17 protein-coding genes are annotated in these 20,529 nt (G+C 53.0%); 12 read left to right on the top strand and 5 right to left on the bottom strand.

What is annotated here, in order from left to right; translation table 11 throughout:
- Positions 1-198 precede the first annotated feature (198 nt).
- Both B051_RS0108100 and B051_RS0108095 read left to right on the top strand, forming a co-directional pair.
- Positions 199-1,041, top strand: a complete 843-nt coding sequence (locus B051_RS0108100; protein WP_157578701.1) for a DUF3575 domain-containing protein — start codon at positions 199-201, stop codon at positions 1,039-1,041.
- Positions 1,042-1,550: 509 nt separating this feature from the next.
- Complete coding sequence (locus tag B051_RS0108095; RefSeq protein ID WP_157578699.1) at positions 1,551-1,817, top strand: hypothetical protein; 267 nt, start codon at positions 1,551-1,553, stop codon at positions 1,815-1,817.
- A 24-nt stretch (positions 1,818-1,841) separates the two neighbouring features.
- Here the strand turns inward: B051_RS0108095 and B051_RS21070 are convergent, their stop codons facing one another.
- Positions 1,842-2,963: a serine hydrolase domain-containing protein gene (locus B051_RS21070; RefSeq protein WP_018477691.1), complete on the bottom strand. Its 1,122-nt coding sequence runs from the start codon at positions 2,961-2,963 to the stop codon at positions 1,842-1,844.
- Positions 2,964-3,302: 339 nt separating this feature from the next.
- Here B051_RS21070 and B051_RS0108085 point away from each other — a divergent pair, with 339 nt between their 5' ends.
- A complete protein-coding gene (locus tag B051_RS0108085; RefSeq protein ID WP_018477690.1) occupies positions 3,303-4,019 on the top strand; it encodes a protein-L-isoaspartate(D-aspartate) O-methyltransferase in 717 nt (238 codons plus the stop codon).
- A 20-nt stretch (positions 4,020-4,039) separates the two neighbouring features.
- On the opposite strand, the gene B051_RS0108080 is transcribed toward B051_RS0108085, so the two are convergent.
- Together B051_RS0108080 and B051_RS0108075 are read right to left on the bottom strand one after the other, a co-directional pair.
- Positions 4,040-4,843, bottom strand: coding sequence for a CPBP family intramembrane glutamic endopeptidase (locus tag B051_RS0108080; RefSeq protein ID WP_018477689.1), 804 nt, complete (start codon positions 4,841-4,843; stop codon positions 4,040-4,042).
- 162 nt (positions 4,844-5,005) lie between these two features.
- On the bottom strand, positions 5,006-5,920 hold the full coding sequence (locus tag B051_RS0108075) for a pirin family protein (protein ID WP_018477688.1): 915 nt from the start codon (positions 5,918-5,920) through the stop codon (positions 5,006-5,008).
- A gap of 111 nt (positions 5,921-6,031) precedes the next feature.
- On the opposite strand from B051_RS0108075, the gene B051_RS0108070 reads away from it, so the two are divergent.
- The 3 genes from B051_RS0108070 to B051_RS0108060 all read left to right on the top strand — a co-directional run bounded on the left by B051_RS0108070 (position 6,032) and on the right by B051_RS0108060 (position 8,356).
- A complete protein-coding gene (locus tag B051_RS0108070) occupies positions 6,032-7,090 on the top strand; it encodes an LLM class flavin-dependent oxidoreductase (protein WP_018477687.1) in 1,059 nt (352 codons plus the stop codon).
- Between the two features lie 303 nt (positions 7,091-7,393).
- Entirely contained in the window at positions 7,394-7,597 is a 204-nt protein-coding gene (locus B051_RS21065) for a hypothetical protein (RefSeq protein ID WP_018477686.1), read from the top strand.
- 21 nt (positions 7,598-7,618) lie between these two features.
- The gene (locus tag B051_RS0108060; protein WP_018477685.1) at positions 7,619-8,356 is read left to right on the top strand and encodes a PRC-barrel domain-containing protein; all 738 of its coding nucleotides are present in this window, start codon (positions 7,619-7,621) and stop codon (positions 8,354-8,356) included.
- Between the two features lie 75 nt (positions 8,357-8,431).
- Here B051_RS0108060 and B051_RS0108055 read toward each other — a convergent pair whose 3' ends face one another.
- Complete coding sequence (locus B051_RS0108055; RefSeq protein WP_018477684.1) at positions 8,432-10,864, bottom strand: TonB-dependent receptor; 2,433 nt, start codon at positions 10,862-10,864, stop codon at positions 8,432-8,434.
- A 244-nt stretch (positions 10,865-11,108) separates the two neighbouring features.
- Between B051_RS0108055 and B051_RS0108050 the strand changes: the two genes are divergently transcribed.
- Entirely contained in the window at positions 11,109-11,627 is a 519-nt protein-coding gene (locus B051_RS0108050; protein ID WP_018477683.1) for an ExbD/TolR family protein, read from the top strand.
- Positions 11,628-11,711: 84 nt separating this feature from the next.
- Here the strand turns inward: B051_RS0108050 and B051_RS21060 are convergent, their stop codons facing one another.
- Positions 11,712-12,320, bottom strand: coding sequence for a hypothetical protein (locus tag B051_RS21060; RefSeq protein ID WP_018477682.1), 609 nt, complete (start codon positions 12,318-12,320; stop codon positions 11,712-11,714).
- A gap of 378 nt (positions 12,321-12,698) precedes the next feature.
- Between B051_RS21060 and B051_RS0108035 the strand changes: the two genes are divergently transcribed.
- The 5 genes from B051_RS0108035 to B051_RS0108015 all read left to right on the top strand — a co-directional run bounded on the left by B051_RS0108035 (position 12,699) and on the right by B051_RS0108015 (position 20,517).
- The gene (locus tag B051_RS0108035; RefSeq protein WP_018477680.1) at positions 12,699-13,286 is read left to right on the top strand and encodes an RNA polymerase sigma factor; all 588 of its coding nucleotides are present in this window, start codon (positions 12,699-12,701) and stop codon (positions 13,284-13,286) included.
- The gene (locus B051_RS0108030) at positions 13,273-14,070 is read left to right on the top strand and encodes a carboxypeptidase-like regulatory domain-containing protein (RefSeq protein ID WP_018477679.1); all 798 of its coding nucleotides are present in this window, start codon (positions 13,273-13,275) and stop codon (positions 14,068-14,070) included. Before B051_RS0108035 ends, B051_RS0108030 begins: the two co-directional genes overlap by 14 nt.
- A gap of 343 nt (positions 14,071-14,413) precedes the next feature.
- Positions 14,414-15,967 carry a GAF domain-containing protein gene (locus tag B051_RS0108025; protein WP_157578697.1) on the top strand — a complete coding sequence of 518 codons (1,554 nt, stop codon included), beginning with the start codon at positions 14,414-14,416 and terminating at the stop codon, positions 15,965-15,967.
- A gap of 31 nt (positions 15,968-15,998) precedes the next feature.
- Positions 15,999-20,108, top strand: a complete 4,110-nt coding sequence (locus B051_RS21960; RefSeq protein WP_083919435.1) for a chemotaxis protein CheB — start codon at positions 15,999-16,001, stop codon at positions 20,106-20,108.
- 112 nt (positions 20,109-20,220) lie between these two features.
- Positions 20,221-20,517, top strand: a complete 297-nt coding sequence (locus B051_RS0108015; RefSeq protein WP_018477676.1) for an antibiotic biosynthesis monooxygenase family protein — start codon at positions 20,221-20,223, stop codon at positions 20,515-20,517.
- The last annotated feature ends 12 nt before the right edge of the window (positions 20,518-20,529 follow it).

The following is a 20,529-nucleotide window of genomic DNA, read 5'->3' as shown; positions in this document are numbered from 1 at the left end:
AAACAGCACACCATTAGATGAGCGGCAATGTCAGCTCACATGCGGATGTGCTTGAGTGTGGCTGCTTTAACACAAAATAAATCATCACAACCTCTATGAACAGATTGCGGAACCCATGCGATACATTGCATTAAATACTTAGAAATGGGTATTTTAATTAGGCAGAACAATGCTAATTTTGCGTCCCTAATCCATTTTATGAAGAAAATTCTACTACTCCTGGGTATGCTGGCTGCGTGCCCCGCTATGGCACAGGTACAAAGCACTGAGTCAGGTACCGTTACAGACACACTCTCTGCTAATCCAGCTGCAGTGATACAGCCAGCTGCTAACCCGGTTCAACCGGAGGTGTTCCGTAAAAACATCGTGAAAATCAACCTCTCGTCTCTGGCGCTGAACAACACCAGCCTCAGCTACGAGCGCTCCATCCGACCTAAAATGAGTGTAGTGGTTGATTACCGGCACATGCCGGTCAAATCGGTGGTCTCTGCCCCATTGGTGAAAAAGGCGCTGGAGAAATTCTGGGAAGAGGAAGACAGCGAAGACCTGGATGCTGTGTTCTTGGGCAACAATGCCTATACCGGCGAAATCCGATTCTATGCGGGCGACAAACCTGGGGCTCGTGGTCTATACCTCTCGCTCTATGGCCGGTACCTGCACATGAAAGGAGCTTACCATGAGTATGAATACAGCTCTGATGTCAGAACCTACATCCTGCCATTCAACCTGGAGATGAAAGGTTTTGGCGGCGGCGCGATGGTGGGTTACCAATGGCTGATTGCCAAACGGGTGACACTGGACTGGTACATCCTCGGCGGACACTATGGCAGACTGAATGTGGAAGCGCCTGCCCTGACCAACCTGCGTTCTATGACTTCCGAGGAACGTATGGGTCTGAAAGATGACATCGAATCGCTGAATGAAGAAATCCCTGGTGTAAGCCTGAAAGCTACCGTTACAGACGAGGGAGTAGATGTAAAAGGAAAGGCTCCTTTCTATGGGCTTCGCGGTCTGGGCTTTAGTCTAGGGGTTGCTTTCTAGATTCTCGCACCACGCAATTAGTTTCATACGGAATACCGTCAGGTTATTAGAAGAATCTGGGAGGTATAACAAACTATACACTTAAGCCCTTCTGTAGGTATAGAAGGGCTTTTTTGCGGCTAAACCCTATCATAGGAAATCTTCACCGCACCGGACTCCCCTATCGGATAAATACTATTGCGACTACCCTTATTAGTAGCACTTTTAAATGAATGGTTTTCTAACGGCATGTATGCTAGGATGAACTCTGTATGTCCTATGCCTTGCTGATAGGTATATCGGTATACTTCATCTTTCTGAACTTCAGCCCCATACACAATTACTCAATTTATACATAGCTGCTGTACTTGTTTCTAAAGGTCGGCTGCCATACGTGCATTAACTAAAAAAGTTAACCGGCAGACAATAATAAAAACAAGATAAAGGTTTTATTGATTAACCGCGCCGTGCTATTGCGCCTGCTGAAGACCCTTTTGCTGCGTGTTGTTTTTACCCTTAAATTGAGTACCATGTTGATTACGTTTATCCTCGCCTTGATTGGTGTTTTTGGCACCCTCACCATCGTGGCCTACCTGCGACAGGTGGAAGACGAGATGCCCAACCTGCTGGAGAAGCTGGACGCGCCAGAATGTCCCGTTTGCCACTTGCCACACCACAACGAGAGCCACCCTCAGAGCCGACAACAGGTGCAGCGTGGCTTCAGAAAGATAAAAGGATACTACCACCGCAAAAAAACAGCGGCTGCCGGTTACTGCAGCCGCTCTAAAAAATCGTAGCTATACCTGAAGTTCACACGGACTCTACATATTGGCACTTCTTTGTTTAGACGGCTTTTGGCCATTAGCCAACATCCTTGGTTGCGGCGGGTACAGGAAATTCCGGACGTCTTTGATATGGGTCAAACTGCCGTTAGTATGGTTGCTCAGCACGATGATGGCGCTGTGGTCTTTGGGATTGCGCAGCATGTAGGTATTGAAGCCATGCCACAATCCCCCATGGTATATTACTGTATCGCCGTTCTCCACCTGGCGCAGGCGGAACCCGAAACCATAGTCCTCTGATTTCTTGTCTATTTTGCCTGGTCCGGCAAACGCTTCTTCCAGGGTTTCCCGCTTCACCAGGCTTTGCGTATACAGCGCCTGATCCCACTTATACAAATCCTCCACCGTTGAGAACACGCCTTTATCGCCCAGCACGGTGTCGAGGTGGTCGGGGCTTCTCCTTCTTCTGCCACTGATGTAGCCGGTGGCCACTTTCTCCTTCTGTATGAAAAGATGTGGGTCGAAGGTATAGGTGCGCGTCATTTTGAGCGGGTCGAATATCTGCTCCTGCAGGTAGGTGGCAAAAGGCACCTCGGCCACTTTCTCGACAATGGAAGCCAGCACGGCGTACCCCGTATTGCTGTAATTGAAGCGCTTTCCAGGTTTGAAGTACATAGCAGGCTTGTGCTCCGTCATAAGGCTCAGCACATCGTCGTTGGTCAGCGGCACCTTGCGGCTGGGCCAAAGTTGGTCACTGAAATAGGTATAGTTCGGCAGACCGGAGCGGTGGTTGAGCAAGTGCCGAACGGTGATGCCATTGTAAGGAAAATCAGGGATGAACTGCTGCACGGTGTCCTCGTAGCTGAGTTTGCCCTGCTCCTGCAGCATCATAATGGCCATGGCCGTGAACTGCTTGGACACTGAGGCGAGCTGGAAAACGGTGTTTGGGGTGAGGGGCTCTTTGCAGATGAAATCGCCATAGCCGAACGCGCCTTTGTATACCACCTGGTCGTATTTGGTCACCAACACCGTTCCATTAAAGCCGCGCCTCTTGTGCAGTATGTTGAAAATGGAATCGACCTGCGACCCTAGTTGACTGGCAGCAGCTGGCGTAAAGGAATCAGGCACCTCCACGTGCTCCTGGCAGTCCTCTTCTACCACCAGTTTGTTTTCCCTGGATTCGGAGCCTGAACAGGAGAACAGGGATATAGATAAAACAGATGCCGAAAAGCACCTAAACAGCAAACTTTGCACTCTTGGAAAAGCCATACCTTTACAACTACACGAAATGGATTTTAAATATAGGAGAACTTCCTGGAATTTTCACTCCAAAACTAAACCTCCGATAATTTTTTTGCACAAAAGCAGTAGTCCGGCATTTGCCTCGGTCAGCCAAAGAACCTAATCGGAGCTGCTAAGTATATCTATAATACACCCGGTACGCTTACAGCGGGTACAACTGCAAAAACATGCTGCCATCTAGCTGAACACCTACAGGCTATGTTATCACCTGTCTTTATCCTGACTTTGTTCCTGCTGCTATTCACACCTCATACCCCGAGGCAGTCCGTTCAGGAGGATGTGTACAAAGAGCGGCGCGAAACCATGGTGCAGCGCACGATTGAAAGCAGAGGCGTGCGCGAAGAGGCCGTGCTGGAGGCTATGCGCACCGTCAGGCGGCACCTGTTCGTTCCTCCTAAACTCGCGGCCCAGGCCTATGCCGACAACCCCTTGCCCATTGGCCACGAACAGACCATCTCGCAGCCTTACATTGTGGCCTACATGACAGAGGTTATCAAACCGAATGATAAGATGAAGGTACTCGAAATCGGCACCGGCTCTGGCTACCAGGCCGCCGTACTCGCCGAAATCGTTCGGGAGGTATACACCATTGAGATTGTGCCTGAACATGGCAAAGCCGCGGCCAAGCGCTTGGAGCAATTAGGCTACGACAACGTGCACGTGAAGATAGGAGACGGATATCAGGGTTGGGAAGAACATGCTCCCTACGATGCCATTGTGGTTACGGCCGGAGCAGAGCAAGTGCCTCCTCCCTTGCTACAGCAACTAAAGGAAGGTGGCCGGATGGTCATACCTGTCGGCCCACCCAACATGGTCCAGTCGCTGTTGCTAATCCAAAAGAAAAAAGGCAAGGCCATTACTAGAGACCTGATGCCCGTGGTGTTTGTGCCGTTCACGAGGAGCGAGAAAAACTGAGCTATACCTGTCGCACACGATTAAGCTACAACCTGTCCATCCCTCACAAAATCTTCCTGCGCGATAGGGCTTTTTTTCTTCAGCAGGAAGTAAACGGCTGGCAGCAGCAGGGCCGTCACCAGCAGTCCCATGTAATCGTAGAGGGGCGCCTCCCGCACCTGCTCCAGCACCCACACGCCTTGCCCGTCAAAGCCGTACATCACCCTGTACATGGTGTTGCCTCCCCAGTGCAGGCCCAGCGACATCCAAATGGAGCCCGTTTTGAGTACCGTGTAGGCGAAAGCAAGGCCCAGAACGGCAGAGAAAACCAGGTTGAGCGGGTCTATGCCTTCATTCCAGAAGTCGTCCAGGGTATAGAGGAGTGTGGCGGTAAGCACGTACCACACCAGGAGTTGGCGCCGCCTGAAGAAGGTATACCAATAGCCGCGTATGGTGATGTCGTTGAGGATGGAAGAAAAGAACATGGCCAGCAGTGCCTGCCCCAGCATGGGCAGCAGGAAGGAAACATCCCGCACGCCGGCCACGTCAAACTTACCCATCTGATAGAAAACCAAGTACTTGAGGGCATAGACTGTGAAGGCGAGCATAAAACCGAGCCCGAGGTTCTTCAGCCAGCCCTGGTGCAGTGCCATACCAAATGACTTCAGCCCGGGCAGTTTCAGCATGAACCTGCTCACCAGGAAGGCCAGCAGAAAGAAACCCGTCCAGTAGGCAAACCAGAGCGGCACATTGCCTGCATCAAACAGACGGGGCACGAGGTTCACGTAAAGGCTCAGCAGGATGAAACCCATCACCCACAGTGCCATAGGCATTTTCTTTTCCATAGTGTAAAGGCTATGGGCACGAATATATGCTATTCCTGCATCAAATAAAACAATAGAAAATAGGCACCTGCAGGAATAGCTGTCTATGATCTCGTTTGTGTCAATAATCTGGGAAAATGTGCCCTTCAGATATAACAGGACAGGTATGGCCTTTCTGGTTTTTCAGGAGAGCGCCTGTGGGGCGGGTCCGCCGGCCGGTTTGGAGCGGTCCTCCGGCAAAGGCACGAATTCCTCATTATCGGTTGTGGGTAGCTGTATCCTTCCCTCCTTCCAGTCCGCCTTGGCCTGCTCAATGCGCTCTTTGCGGGAAGAAACGAAGTTCCACCAGATGAAGCGTTCGCCCAGCGGCTCCCCCCCCAGCAGCATGAGTGTGCTTTTTTCGGTGGCAATCAATACGGGCTCGGCCGTCTTGTTAAACACGAGCATCTGCCCTACACTATACCGTCTGCCTGCCACTTCCACACTCCCTTTTGCCACATAAACCCCACGCTCCGTGTGCCCCAGCGGCAGCGTGAAACGGGCGCCTTGGTCCAGCACAAGGTGCAGGTAGAACAAGGGCGAGTGCGTTTTGACGTCATTTCGCAAACCAAAGGCATTGCCTGCTATGAGCCGCATCCAAATGCCGGTATCGGTATAGACGGGAAGGTGCTCAGGTTTGTAGTTGTCAAAGGCGGGCGAAGCTTCCTCGTCCTTCTCCGGTAAGGCGACCCAGGTCTGTATCATCTCCAGTTCGCCGCCTGCCAGGGCAGCCGGGTCCTCGAAACGCTCCGAATGCGCAATGCCGCTGCCGGCCGTCATCCAGTTCACCTCCCCCGGACGTATCACCTGCTCCACGCCCAGGCTGTCGCGGTGCGTTACCTGTCCGCCAAACAGATAGCTCACCGTAGAAAGCCCAATGTGCGGGTGAGGCAGCACGTCCATATTGTGGCTGAATTGAGGCTGTACCTCCACCGGACCGGCGTGGTCCATGAAAATAAAAGGTCCCACCATCCGGCGCAGGCGGAAAGGCAGGATGCGGCGCACGTCCATCCCCGGGGCGATGGCTGCTTTACGTGCTTCGATTACGATGTCCAGCATAAGGAATCACTTTGGTTGTATCTATAAACGCAGATACGGGAACGAAGGCAGCGGCCCTAAAACCTTTTTACTGATTTATTTCTATACCTATACATAAACAAGAATCTACTTATGGAAATCGGAATCACCAGCTTTGTAGAGAATACGCCAGACCCTACCACCGGCAATCTATTGCCCGCCTACGAGCGCATAGCTAACCTGATGGAGGAAGTGGAACTGGCCGATCAGGTGGGTTTGGATGTGTTTGCCATAGGCGAGCACCACCGGCCCGATTACCTCGTCTCCTCGCCTGCGGTTGTGCTGGCTGCGGCGGCCGTCAAAACCAAAAACATCAAGCTCTCTAGCGCGGTGACGGTGCTGAGTTCCGATGACCCCGTGCGCGTGTTCCAGGATTTCGCGCACGTGGACCTGCTCTCCAAAGGCAGGGCCGAAATCATAGCAGGGCGCGGCTCCTTCATCGAGTCTTTCCCGCTCTTTGGAAACGACTTGAACGATTACGACTCCCTTTTCTCCGAGAAACTGGAACTGCTACTGCAACTCAACAAGAGCGAGAAAATCACCTGGAGCGGCAAGCACCGGCCGGCCATCAGCAACCGGGGCGTGTACCCCCGGCCCTACCAGGCGGAGTTACCCATCTGGGTAGCCGTAGGCGGAACGCCGGCCTCGGTGGTGCGTGCCGCTACGCTTGGATTGCCCATGGCCCTAGCCATAATCGGAGGCATGCCGGAGCGGTTCGTCCCGTTCACACAGCTATACAAGGAAACCTACCAGAAGGCCGGGCATGACCTTAGCAAGCTGCAACTGGCTATCAACTCCCACGGCTACCTGGCGGATGATTCCCAGCAGGCGGCGGATGAGTACTATGGACCCTACGCCTACGTGATGAGCAAACTTGGCCGGGAGCGCGGCTGGTCACCTATGAACCGGGAACACTACGAGATGATGCGAGAACCAGAAGGCTCGCTGCTGGTGGGCAGTCCGCAACAGGTCATCGACAAAATCCTATATGAGCACGAACTCTTTGGCAACACCCGTTTCCTGCTGCACATGAGTGTGGGCACCCTGCCGCACAAGAAGGTGCTGCGCGCCATCGAGTTGCTGGGCACGGTGGTGGCGCCGGCGGTCAGGAAAGCTGTTTCGAAATCAAAGCCTGGCGAAGAAAAGAAGTAATGCTGAGGCAGGAACGTTGTCTTGGCGGCTACCGAATTTTCTAGAACTGTGACAGGTATAGCAGGCAGTTGCATCCCCATCAGGTATAGCCAATCTAGATTCTACTCAACCAGGTATACCGGCTTATTAATCAATGCCGGTTGCAGTTGGAATGCCTGTGCAGATTGGCAAATGAATCGGCTGGTTATGTGGTTTATAGCAGACTTTCAACGTAAGCCTAGCTATTAGCGTATTTAGTTCAAACAGCGCCTGAACAGGTATGGTGAATAACAAAAATGAATCTATGAAAAGAACCTTACGAACATGGTAGAGATAAACATCGAAAAGAAAAAGAAGCCGGTATGGCCCTGGATTCTCCTGCTCATCATACTCGCGCTCATTGGCTGGGCGGTTTACGAAATGCTGAGTTCCCCAGCCGCTGATTCGGTTGACACAACCACAAACACAACCGGTATGGTGGAGCCTGCCAAACCACAGCCTCCGCAGCACACGTTGGCATTCGTCTGAAACAAAAAACTGAACAAGACCATGAAAAATAATGAGTTAAGAAATGAACGCCTGATGCCGCTCCGCGACATGAAAGACTACCAGGTGGCCAAAGACAGCCTGAACCTGGTGGGCTGGAACGTGCTGGGAGCCGATGGCGACAACCTGGGCGTGGTGGATGACCTGATAGTGGACACGCAGGCCCTGAAGGTGCGCTACCTGTCGGTGGCGCCGGAGAGAAGGTTCTTCAACACCGACCACGATCCTTACATGCTGGTGCCCATCGGGGTGGCGGCCTTCGACAAGAAAAGGAAAAACGTGTTCGTCTCGTATATCGACTCCAGAAGTATCAGCAACTACCCAATATACGCCGGTGGCCCCATACCCGAGGACTATGAGTATTCGGTGCGGGACAGCATACAGCGGGCGCAGCACAGCACGCTGCACAACACCACTGATGCGGATTACAAGCAGGAGTTTGACGAGAACCTGAAAACCACCCACTCGGAGCGGCGCCCCATCACAGAGGATTTCTACGACAACGACGCCTACAACGAAAACCGTTTCTATACTTCCGACCAGGACACCAGCCGGACCACGGCCTACACGACGACCGATGCTGACCGGGTAGACACCACATCAGAGTTGCATGATGAAACAAAGTCGAAGACCGTGGAAGACTCCATTGCCACCATCGAGCGGCTGGAGCGGCTCCGCGAAAGAGGCTCCATCACCGAAGAAGAATTCATTCTGATGAAGAAGCGCGCGTTAAAACTTTAATAGAGGTTGGATTACTTTAAAAAACAGAAGCCCCTCTGCGTTTGCGGAGGGGCTTCTGCTTTTGAGCTATACTTTTTAAAATTCGACAATAAAGCCAAGTGTGGGCACCAGGTTACCATCGTCATTTTTCAGCACGACAGGTATGGCATTGCTGCCATCGAGGCGCAGCGGACTACCGTCGGTGGTGGCGAAGCCGGTGTTGTCCTCGTTGCGCTGGAAGGTATAGCGGTCGAAGCCGGGCGTATTACTAGCCAGCACATTGGCTATGTCCAGGAACAGGTCCAGCGTGATGCGATTGAAGTTCCACTTCTTGTCGATGCGCACATCCAGCTGGCTGAAGGGGCGCAGGCGCTCGGTGTTCAGCCGCTCGTAGTCCAGTATACCTACCCCCAACGAGGCGTAGTTGCGGCGGGAGGCCTCTAAATCGAAAGGCGTGGAGGGTGCGCCACCGGCATAGCGGTATTTGGCCCCGAATTCCCAGTTGCGCGGCAGCTTCTTGCCCAGCAAGCCCGACACCAGGTGGCGGTAATCCCAGGCGCTGGATACATAGCGGCCATCCGTTCCGGCAAACTCACTGATGACGTAGGTATAGGAAAGCACTGAGAAGACTGTTCCGGTCAGTTTCTTCTGCACGTAGAACTCCGCCCCATACGCCCTGCCTTTGCCATTGGTGCTCACCGCTTCATTTCCAATGGATCCAAAGTCGCCGCCTTGGTTGGCCAGTGATATGCCATCGCGCAGCGAGACTGGGTAATTGCCATAGTCCTTATAGAAGCCCTCGAGGGTGAAACGCAAATCCTGGCGCGGCAAAAACTCTGTTCCCAGCACGTAATGTATGGACCGGATATAGTCTGCCTCTTTGTTCAGATAAGCTCCGTTTTCCTGATAGCCCAACACAGTATAGGTGGGCAGTTTGTAGTAGATACCAGAAGACGCATTGACCGACCATTTATCAGTAACTATGTACGAGAGCGAAAGCCTGGGCGAAAGGGTGTTCAAGGGGTTTTGGCCTTCTTCTGTAAAGGTGTTCATGTCCGTGCGAAGGCCGAAGGAAAGTCCCAGGCGATTATCAAGCACGGATTTGGAGACCTGACCGAAGGCGCCATACCTGAAAAAGCTCAAATCGGTGTTGTAGTCCACCGTCAGGGCGGGCTGCACCAGGTTGCCAGACTCGTCGCGCACCTCCTGCCGCACCAGGCTGAAGATGTCGTTGGTGAACTGCACGTGCTGCCCTGTCACTCCATAGGCATACTTAAAGCCATTGCGGTATTTGTTCACGTCCAGGCGCAGTTTGTGCTCCGTCTCCCTTGATTGGGACTTGAGCGTCAGCACTTTTTCATTCACCCGTTCTGCCGCTTCGGATTTCTCTAAATCAATATCGAAGGCGTTCCGGCTCAGGGCCAGGTTCACGTAGCCATCCTGCACCAACCGCTTCAGCGCAACGCCGGTGGTGTAGTTCCACTGGTTGTTGTAAGGTATGGAGCGTAAAATATACTCATTCTCCGGTGTGCTGTTGCGCGGAACGCCGAACGAGAACTCGTCAATAGCGCCCACCCCGATAAAGGAAAGGGAAGTCTTGCTGTCAATCTTGTGGTCTACTTTATACTGGAAATCCCAGTAGTTTGGCCGAATGGGCAAATCCAGCAGCTTGAACAGGAACTGCAGGTATGAGCGCCGCGCCGATACCAGGTAGGTCGTTTTGGGGGAGATAGGTCCCTCCAATGTGGTGGCAAACTCAGAACCACTCAGGCGCACGTTGCCTGAAAAACGCTCCGGATTGCCATAGCGCTGCCGAAACTCAAACACCGAGGACAAAGCATTGTCATAGCGCGCGTCAAAGGCAGACGAACTGACTTTCAAATCTTCGATAAAAGAAACATTCAGAATGCCGGTGGCGCCACCCGAACTCCCTTGTGTAGTGAAATGGTTGATGAGCGGAATCTCGATGCCGTCGAGGTAGTACACGTTTTCGCTGGGTGCACCGCCGCGTATAATCAGGTCGTTGCGGGAGCCGCCGCCCGTGCCATTCGTCGCTACTCCCGGCAGCACCTGCACCACCTTTGAGATGTCAAAGTTGCCGCCCGGGTTACTGCGGATTTCCTCGGTACTCAGGCTTTGCACTGAAAGTGGCGTCACGATATCGGCCACGGCAGCGCTCGTCCTTCGGTTGGCCACCACTTCCACCTGCTGCAGCTGGCTGGCCGCCGGCGCCAACTCGAAATTGAGAATCTGGACGTTGCCGGCCGTCACGTTGATGTTGAACTTGCTCAGGGTTTCATATCCCACGTAAGAGCTCTGCACAGTGTAACTCCCTACCGGTATGTTGTCAATCCGGAAGGCGCCGCTCTCGTTGCTGACCGTACCCAGCTGCGCGCCCACCAACTGCACCGATACACCGATTAGCGGCTCTTGTGTGTTCCGGTCGCGTACAGTGCCGGTGATGATGCCAGTCTGGGCCACGGTGATGAAAGGAAGCATGGCCAGTAACAGGAAGGAAAGCAGTTTCATGGAGAGGGGGTATACGTTTTGTCTGTACTACACCAAACCTGCACAAATGTTTAGGATTTCGCTAACAAAGCTGCACAGAATGCCCAATCTCACCAAATAAGAAGTTCTACTGGAAGGCTTATTTTCAATCCCATACCTAGCGGCTTCCTTTTAAAAAAATCCAAGCCGGCTTCTATGGAATATAGCACACCAATGCATCATGTTATAAACGGGTACCATTCCACAATAGAAAGGAGAAACAGATATGGCACAGCTTCAGGAAAATTCGGCACCCAGGAACGGAGGGAAAAAACTGACAAAAAAACGAACCACGCACCTCGACATGACACCGATGGTAGACCTGGCTTCCCTGCTCCTCACCTTCTTTATTCTGACCACTACCTTTGCCAGACTGCAGACGATGGAGCTCAACATGCCTGTGCCAAAAGGCGACGCCACAGCCGTAGCCGCCAAAGATGCGCTGACTCTGGTGCTGGCAGGTAAGGACAAGGTATACTACTATTTCGGCTTCTCAGGCGACAGGCCGGAAGTCCATGAGACGGATTACTCTTCAACGGGCCTTCGGAAGCTGCTGCTGACAGAGCAGGTGAAATCAAACAAAAACAGGGTGGTGCTCATCAAGGCAACGGAAGCCTCGCGTTACAAGAACATAGTGGATGTGCTGGACGAAATGCGGCTGACGGAAACCAGAATGTACGCCCTGGCGGCGCTGCAGGAAGAGGACAAAGCATTGCTGGAGGAGAAACTGGTGGCGTATCGATAGGCCGCAAAAAAACAGGTATGCTGCAGCCAGGCGGCTACAGCATACCTGCTGGCACCGCGTGTGGTATTGTGTTAAGAGCTGGCCCTAGTCTGCATAGTCGCAGGTGACGTTCGGATTGAACGCTGCGTGCATACCAGAAGGGTTGTGCTTCCAAACCCAGGCATGGAGCTGGTAGTGCGGGAACGGAGGGCCTCCCTTGCTGAAATCGCGGTGGTCGTCGTATACCTGGTTGCCCAATCTGGGGGCGCTATCGTGCTGAGCATCCCACGGTTCTGCCACCACCAGGAACTCCACCGCCACCAGGCGCATCTTGCCGTTCTTCATCGGCTCATACACCAGTACTTCCGGTTGTGTCGGGTCAATGGTACCATCTACCAGCGTGCCTTTGATGTAATGGTGGCCCATACCGCCAGCCGGACTCGACACGCAGGGACTACCCAGTTCATAACCATCGGCCAGGGCGGCCTCTAAGTGGTGGTAGCGGGCAGTGGCCTGCCGCACCTGAGCAAGCACCTTGTTGTGGTAAGCTGATACAGGACGTTGTGGACCAACCCCTTTTTTGTCTGCTTCCACCTGCGCTTTAAGTGGAGCGGTCGTATCGACCTCTTCTGCCTCGCAGCCACTGAACAGGAAAGCAAGGAGCAAAAGCACGGCAAACAGGATTACTCTTAACTGGCTTCTGAGCGTTATCATGTGATAAATAAATGAAAGTTGATAGATGGTTGAGAATCAAAAGCAAAGACCCTAGCCATGGAACGGCGAACACTAATCCATGCTATACCGGAGGAGTTGTTACTAATGGCGACTGTGCTTGCAATGGCTATTCAGAAAGGGGATACTGAAGCCGCTCAAGGATGGCAAATAAAACCGTTTCCTCTAATCATAGATAAGCTGTTTTACGGTTTTGTATAAATATAGTATAATAAAAAATCTGTTAAATTATCAAACATGACTTCAAACCAGTTCCTAATCCTATTGCTATCTTAAAATACAAATCATGTTAATGTCGATAAACCCCAATATTATTCTCTCCTTTTTCTTTACTTAGGCCCTTGTAACAGGTATAGCCCCATGTTTCTGAAGCTTTTCACAAAAGAGAGACCACCTGATGACGCGGAACTGGTGCAACAGTACCGGCGGACGGGTGATATGGCCTACATCGGCAAACTCTTTGAGCGCCACACCGACATGGTATACCTGGTTTGCATGAAATACCTGCAGGAAGAAGAGGAAAGCAAAGACGCCACCATGCATATATTTGAGCAGTTGGTGGAAGCCCTTAAAAAACATGAAGTAGGCAATTTCAAAAGCTGGCTGCACGTGCTCAGTAAAAACCATTGCCTGCAACTACTACGCGCCCAGAAAGCAAGGGGAAAGACGGCGCTGCCTATACCTGCCGAGTCGAGCACCGAGATGGTCACGTCGCTATACCTGAGCGAAGACCAGCAGCACGACCTGGAGATACAGGCGCTGGAACAGGGTCTGACGGAGCTGCCGCCAGAGCAGCGCACTTGCCTGGAGCTGTTTTACCTGCAGCACAGGAGTTACAAAGAAATAGCAGTGATGACCGGCTGCGAGTTGTCGCGCGTGAAAAGCCACATACAGAACGGACGCCGGAATTTGAAAATTTACGTGGAGAAGCACCATGCGCAGCGATAAGATACAGAAAAGCCATTGGGGAGTAGAGGAGCACCCACCAGTCGAACTGCTCCGTCAGTACGAGGAGGGCGTCCTGTCCTCCGCGCTCAGCCATGAACTGGAGCGCCACCTCATGGACTGCGAACTCTGCGAAGATGTCCTGGGTGGTATGGCGCTGACAGACAGGAACCACACCGAACAGGCCAAGCACCGGATATTGCAGCGCATCCGCATCCGGCTGCGGAAAAAGAAGAAGCTGCAGGTGCTGCATGGCTTGGTGGACTGGCGCGTGGCCGTAGCCGTACTGATGATGTTCTGCTCGCTGGGCCTCCTCCTCTTCTTCCACTATACCCGCACGATGACAGACGATACCACCTCTACCCCATCAGCTGGTCTGCCTGGCGAGGTGCTGCCTCCTTCGCCGGAAGAGCTGTTGGCCCGGACCATTGACTCTGCTCTTGTGCTGGAAATTCAGGCCCCTCCCCCGGCAGCGTCCCACAACCTTCCCTCCTCCACTACCCAGCCTAAAGCTGAAGCCGACAGGTATAGCCCGCTGCAGCAGGTACAGGTGACCGGCAGGGTGCTTTCTCCCACGGGAGCGGGTATACAAGGCGTGCGCATTCTGATGAAAGGAACTGTGCTGGGCACCTACACCGACCAGGCAGGCAATTTCGCACTGGAGGTGCCGGCCAGCTTGCGCACATTGGTCCTCAGCCGCCCCGGCTATGAAACGAAAGAGGCCGATTTGGGAAAATTAAATTCCGAAGTGGTTATCCGGATGCAGGAATCTGACGTAAAACGCTAAGCTAAAAGCATCCAGGTATAGCCTTTGAGTGGCACTGCCTCCTATCAATCTGTCTTTTTAGGTCTACCGAGAACCTGATTCCGGTAACTTTTCAGCGGCTTCTGGTTTGGGCAGAAAAGCATTTCAAGGGGCAGTAATGGGCTTTTTTTAAATAAAAATCAGTAACTTTCAGCTTGCTAGCGTCACAAAAAGTAAAATAAGCTGGCCACAGAAACGGGAATTCAGAACCAGCAGCGCCGTGTGTTTGCCACGCTTCTGCCTGCTGGAGAACACTGGATCTGGTTTCTACTGGAATCAATTTGAAACCGACCGCATACCCCGCCCTGGCAATGGCCGCTTGACTATGACAAATACCACATCACCACAAAACTACACAGCAGACAAAAACTACGATTCAGAATTCTGCGGCAGCATTCCCCTGCACCTCGTCAACCTGATACAGCCACACGGCATCCTGCTGATGCTCGATAAAGAGGAGCTGCGCATCAGGCAGGTAAGCGAGAACGTGGCCCAGAGCCTGCACATCCAGCCAGATGACATACTGCACACCCTGCTCGCTGACTACTTGCCCGCTGCCCAATTTGAAGACCTGAGAAACAAGCTCAGCAACCACCTCAGCCAGGACAAAATTCCGTTCACGCTGCATGTCAACACACAGCAACAGCAAGTCACATTCACGGCGCTCATCCACCCAGAGGAAGACTATGTATTGGTAGAGTTGGAGGAAGCCAAGCCATACGAAGCCTACTCCTTTATTGAGTTCTTCCAGCAGGTGAAGTACATCACCTCCCGTCTGAAGCAGGCCGCCTCGACAGCGGAGATTGCTCAGATGGCGGCAGATGAGTTGAAGCGTTTCACCGGGTTCGACCGGGTGCTCGTCTATAAATTCGATGAGCAATGGAACGGCACTGTCATCGGGCAGGCAAGGGAAGCGGATATGAGCGACTACATGGGGTTGCGCTTCCCCGCTTCAGACGTGCCGCGCCAGGCCCGCGAGCTCTACTTCAAAAACCCATACCGCCTGATACCGACGCGCCAGTACCAGCCGGCCCGTCTGGTGCCTGTCATCAACCCGCTGACGCAGCGCTTCACCGACCTCTCGGACTGCAACCTGCGCAGTGTGGCCGGAGTGCACCTGGAGTACCTGACCAACCTCAACATCATGGCCTCCATGTCGCTGCCCATCATCATCGAAAACAAGCTTTGGGGACTTATCTCCTGCCACCACAAACAGGCAAAGAACCCGGCGTATGAGGAGCGCACTGCCATGGAATTGCTTACCGCCATCATCTCTACCCAGCTTTCAAGCAAAGAAAGGGAGTCCAACATTACGCTGCAGGCACAGCTGCGTGGCGTGCATGCCCGCCTGTTGGAGCAGGTATACAACAGCACCAGTTTCGCTGATGGTCTGTTAGAGGGCGAAACCCACATACTGGAATTGCTCTCGCTGACCGGGGCTGCTGTGGTATACGAAGGGGATGTGCGCACCACCGGCCAGACGCCGGAGCCGCAGAAACTGAAGGAGCTCGTGTCGTGGCTGCGCCGCAACAGCACGGAGCGCACCTTCGCCACCAACACACTGCCCCGCCTCTACCCCAATAGCCAGGACTACCACCAGGTGGCCAGCGGACTGATTGCCCTTCCCATCAACAGGGAGCAGGGCGAGTACATTCTGGGCTTCCGGGAGGAAGTGCTGCAGACGGTGAACTGGGGAGGCAACCCGGACCAGGCCATCCAGATGGAGCCGGACGGGAAGCATTACCACCCCCGCAACTCCTTCGCCACTTACCAGGAGACGGTCAAGCATACCTCCATACCTTGGCAGGACGAGGAGGTAGCGGCAGCCGAGGCCTTACGCAGTGCCGTGCTGGAGAAGATTATCAGAGAGAAGTACTAAGGCCAACCCCAATTCCCCTGCCATTACCTACATGCAACAACCAGCACCCAAGACTTTAAATAACAAACAAGCCGTGAGGCCCACAGACCATTACCTAGTGGGGATTGGCGCATCAGCAGGTGGCCTGGAAGCCATCCACAAGCTGTTCGACCATTTTCCCAGCAACTCCAGTTTCTCTTTCGTCATCATTCAGCACCTCTCGCCCGACCATAAGAGCCTGATGGCGGAACTGCTAACGAAGCACACGAGCATGCAGGTACAGGAAGCGGAAGACAACATGTTTACGCGCCCCAACTGCGTGTATGTGCTGCCGAGCGGCAAACAGCTAACCATACAGAATGGGCGTTTACGCCTATCAGAGAAGCCCCGCAACCGGGAACCGAACTTCGCCGTCGATGTCTTTTTTGAGTCGCTTGCCAAGGACAGGGGTGCTTATGCCATAGGCGTGGTGCTTTCCGGTACGGGAACCGACGGTAGCAAGGGCGTGGTAGCCCTCAAAAAAGCAGGTGGCATGGTGGTGGTGCAGGAACCCACCTCGGCAAAGTTTGACGGCATGCCCCGCAGCGCCATCGACACCGGGCACGTGGATTTTGTGCTTCCGGCCGAGGACATGTCGAAGGAGATTATCGAGTACACCCGTAGAACTCCCCTCCTCCAATCCATACTGAACAAGGAAGAGGAACAGGGGCAGGATGAGACGTTGAAGGAGATACTCGATTTAGTATGCACCCATACCCAAACCGATTTCTCCAACTACAAGCAGGCCACCATACAGCGCCGGATTCAGAAACGGATGCAGCACCTGCAGGTGAAAAGCATGCAGGCATACCTACACTACCTGCACGAAAACCCTGCCGAAATCAAGCAGCTTTGCCAGGAGTTCTTCATCAACGTGACCAGTTTTTTTCGTGACCCCGAGGCTTTTGCCTTGCTCGAAGAGCAGGTGATTCCTCAGATTATTGAGGAAAAGGAAAACGGGGAAGGGAGCAAGGTATGGGTGGCCGCGTGCAGCACCGGCGAAGAGGCCTATACCCTTGCCATACTTTTCTTTGAGGCGTACGAAAAGCTCGGAATGGAGCCCAACGTGAAACTGTTTGCCACTGACATTGACCAGCGGGCCCTACGCCAGGCATCCAAAGGAACATACCCTGCCTCTATCGAGAAAAACCTGACGCAGGAGCGACTGCAGCGGTTCTTCCGGCCCAGCGGAAATAAATACGTAGTGGATGAGGCTATTCGCAAGCTGGTCATATTCGCGCACCACGACCTTCAGAAAGACCCTCCCTTCAGCAAAATCGACTTGATTACTTGTCGGAACATGCTGATATACCTCAACCCGAGCCTGCAGAACAAGGTGCTTTCTCTGTTCCCCTATGCCCTGAACCCGAAAGGGTACCTCTTGCTTGGCCCCAGCGAGCACATCGGCGATTTGAAGGAGTACTTCTCGGAGGAGGACCGCAAATGGAAGCTATTCCGCAAAACGAAGGAACGGGGGGCGCTGCAGCAAACATACGGCATCAGCAACTATCCTTCCAGCCTTTCACAGCCGAGCCAGGCCAGCCAATACAAAGCCATACAGCTCAACCGCTACAACGACACATTCATGGATGCCCTGGCCGAGGACTTCAAGGTGACCGGCCTTTACGTGGATGCCAGCTACCAGCTGCTGCACGGCATCGGGGACATCAACCGTTTCCTAAAGTTCCCGGACAAGCGCCTGCATTTCAACCTCATCAAGATGGTGCCCGAGGAGCTGGCCGTGACGCTGAGCGTAGGTATACGCAAGGCCCTGAAGCAGAACCGAAACGTGATAGCGCGGCAAGTGGCTGTGAAGTTCGGCAAGAAGGAAAAGATGATTCACGTCTCCATACGCCCGGTTTCAATCGAGAAAGGCCAACCGAAAGTCATCCTGATTCTGCTACAGGAGATGGGGGAAGTCCATCCCTTGCCGAAGGTTTCGGAACTCTCCATTGTGTCAGACTCTGACTACTACCAGCAGCTCACCTCTCTGGAGATGGAACTCAAGGAGACGCGCGACAACCTGCAGATGACGGTGCAGGACCTCAGCACCGCCAACGAGGAACTGCAATCGAGCAACGAAGAACTGATGTCCAGCAACGAGGAGCTGCAGAGCTCCAATGAGGAGATGCAGTCGCTGAACGAGGAGTTGCACACCGTTAACTCGGAGCACCAGCTTAAAATAAAAGAACTGCACGAACTGAACGAGGACCTGGACAACTACTTCAGGAGCTCCAACGTGGGGCAACTCTTCATAGACCACGACCTCGACATTAGGAAGTATACGCCCACGGTAGAGAGCATCATCAACATCATGGGAAGCGACATTGGCCGGCCGGTGCACCACATCTCCCACAACCTGAAGTACAACCGCCTGATTGAGGATGTAAAGCAGGTGAACAACTCTTCGCAGGAGATTGAGCAGGAAGTGGAGACAAATGATGGCCGACATTTCCTGATGCGCATCATCCCCTACCTGCGGCGCGATGGCAACAAAGACGGCGTGGTTATCAGCTTTGTGGATGTCACTACCCTGAAGACGCTGAGCAGCGTGGTGCAGGGTGTGCTCAACAGCTCCCTCAACAACATCATGGCCTTACAGGCGGTGCGCGATGAACGGGATGAAATCACGGATTTCAAGTGGACACTCCTGAACAAGAAGACGGAAGAGCTCCTGGGTGCATCCAGCGCTAACCTGTTGCATACCAGTGTCTTAAAATCAATTCCCTTCCTGCGGCCGAGTGGCTTGCTCAAGAAATTCATTGCCGTGGTGGAGGCCGACAAAAACCTGCACCTGGAGCAGAAACTGGAAATAAAGGGACACAAAGCCTGGTACGAAATAGCTGCCGTCAAAATGGGCGATGGACTTACCGTTACGATGGCCGACATCACCGACAAAAAAGACTCCGAAGACCAGACCATGCAGGCTTTCGAGGACTTGAAAGTGGCCGAGGAGAACCTGGTGAAGCTCAATAACCAACTCGAGAAACTAGTGGCCGAACGTACCAAGGAACTGGCAGCCAGCGAAGAGCGCTTCCGTCTGGTATCCATGGCGACGAACGACGTAGTGTGGGACTGGGATTTGGCCAGTAACCAAATCTGGTGGAGCGACAGCCTGCAGAAGATGCTGGGATTTGCCGAAGAAGAGATGGGCGCAGGCATCAACAGCTGGTTTGACAAGCTGCACCCTAATGACAAGGAGAGCATCGTCACCAGTATCAACAAAGCCATCAACCAGGGCCGGGAGCAATGGTCGGGCGAATACCGCATCGCTCGCAAAGATGGCTCCTACTCCTACGTCTCTAACCGGGCCTACATTCAGTACAACGAGTACCAGATGCCTTACCGCGTCATCGGCTCGTTCATTGACCTGTCGGATTTGCGGGACACGCAACAGGAGCTACAGCACACCAACGAACACCTTTTGCGAGTGATTGAGGACCTGGATACCTTTGTGTACACCGCTTCCCACGACTTGAAGTCGCCTATAGCGAACATAGAAGGACTGATGCTACTGCTGGAAGAGCAAATCAAGGAGGCAGCGCCTCTGCCTGGTGAGCCCACCGAGCCGCTCTTCCACATGATAAAAGACTCCATCGCCCGGTTCAAGAACGTGATAAAAGACCTGACCGACATAGCCAAGGTACAACGCGACGTAGACGGAGAGGCAGAGTCCGTAAACCTGCAGCAACTCACAGACACGGTACTGCAGAGTCTGAAAGAGGAAGTAAGCAAGAAAAACGCCCGGATAGAGCTCGATTTTGCACAGGCTCCTCAGATAAACTTCTCGAAGAAGAACCTGTACAGTATATTCTACAACCTGGTGAGCAATGCCATCAAGTATAGCTCACCAGAGCGGCTACCCCATATCCAAATCAAGTCAGAAATGGAGGGCAAGCACCTGGTGATAACCTTTTCAGACAATGGATTGGGCATCAGCAAAGACAACATGGGCAAGTTGTTCACGTTGTTCAAGCGGTTCCATTCTCACGTAGACGGCACAGGTATGGGCTTGTACATTGTCAAACGCATCATGGACAATTCGGGAGGCACCATAGAAGTGGAGAGTGATGTGACGAAAGGAACCACCTTCAAGCTCTTCTTCCGGCTTGAAAATGCCTGAGGCAGGAAGATGCAGGCAGGTTGAAGCAAGCCAGGTGTAGCTTATTGTCGTCCCAACCATTTACAAAGATTTTTCCTGTAAACACAGGAGCCAGAAACAGATTAAGAGTAGCATGTATATAGCACTGAGTACGTTTGAGATTGCCAATGACATGGCAGAAGAAGTAAGAGCCGCCTTTGTGGCCCGCCCACACATGGTAGACAGTGAAAAGGGCTTTTTAGGCATGAAAGTGTTCACTCCCCAGGAAAATGACAAAGAGTTTTGGGTGATGACCACCTGGACCGATGAAGACAGCTATAGAGAGTGGTACAAGCAGCACATGAAAGAATCACACCAAGGTATACCCAAAGGACTCAAGTTGGTTCCGGGCAGCCTAAAAGTTCGTTTTTTCGACCAGGTGAGCGAGTAGGCTATACCTGGT

Source organism: Pontibacter roseus DSM 17521 (genome assembly GCF_000373265.1).
GTDB classification, from domain to species: Bacteria; Bacteroidota; Bacteroidia; order Cytophagales; family Hymenobacteraceae; genus Pontibacter; species Pontibacter roseus.
Note: the sequence above shows the minus strand (reverse complement) of the source record. Positions and strands in the feature narration are given on the sequence as shown.

Coding starts and splice junctions, on each gene's coding strand:
- B051_RS21960 (WP_083919435.1), top strand. CDS start 15,999: ATGCAACAACCAGCACCCAAGACTTTAAATAACAAACAAGCCGTGAGG.
- B051_RS0108050 (WP_018477683.1), top strand. CDS start 11,109: ATGGCACAGCTTCAGGAAAATTCGGCACCCAGGAACGGAGGGAAAAAA.
- B051_RS0108085 (WP_018477690.1), top strand. CDS start 3,303: ATGTTATCACCTGTCTTTATCCTGACTTTGTTCCTGCTGCTATTCACA.
- B051_RS0108030 (WP_018477679.1), top strand. CDS start 13,273: ATGCGCAGCGATAAGATACAGAAAAGCCATTGGGGAGTAGAGGAGCAC.
- B051_RS21060 (WP_018477682.1), bottom strand. CDS start 12,320: ATGATAACGCTCAGAAGCCAGTTAAGAGTAATCCTGTTTGCCGTGCTT.
- B051_RS0108035 (WP_018477680.1), top strand. CDS start 12,699: ATGTTTCTGAAGCTTTTCACAAAAGAGAGACCACCTGATGACGCGGAA.
- B051_RS0108080 (WP_018477689.1), bottom strand. CDS start 4,843: ATGGAAAAGAAAATGCCTATGGCACTGTGGGTGATGGGTTTCATCCTG.
- B051_RS0108075 (WP_018477688.1), bottom strand. CDS start 5,920: ATGCTGGACATCGTAATCGAAGCACGTAAAGCAGCCATCGCCCCGGGG.
- B051_RS0108015 (WP_018477676.1), top strand. CDS start 20,221: ATGTATATAGCACTGAGTACGTTTGAGATTGCCAATGACATGGCAGAA.
- B051_RS0108070 (WP_018477687.1), top strand. CDS start 6,032: ATGGAAATCGGAATCACCAGCTTTGTAGAGAATACGCCAGACCCTACC.
- B051_RS21065 (WP_018477686.1), top strand. CDS start 7,394: ATGGTAGAGATAAACATCGAAAAGAAAAAGAAGCCGGTATGGCCCTGG.
- B051_RS0108025 (WP_157578697.1), top strand. CDS start 14,414: ATGACAAATACCACATCACCACAAAACTACACAGCAGACAAAAACTAC.
- B051_RS0108055 (WP_018477684.1), bottom strand. CDS start 10,864: ATGAAACTGCTTTCCTTCCTGTTACTGGCCATGCTTCCTTTCATCACC.
- B051_RS0108060 (WP_018477685.1), top strand. CDS start 7,619: ATGAAAAATAATGAGTTAAGAAATGAACGCCTGATGCCGCTCCGCGAC.
- B051_RS0108100 (WP_157578701.1), top strand. CDS start 199: ATGAAGAAAATTCTACTACTCCTGGGTATGCTGGCTGCGTGCCCCGCT.
- B051_RS0108095 (WP_157578699.1), top strand. CDS start 1,551: ATGTTGATTACGTTTATCCTCGCCTTGATTGGTGTTTTTGGCACCCTC.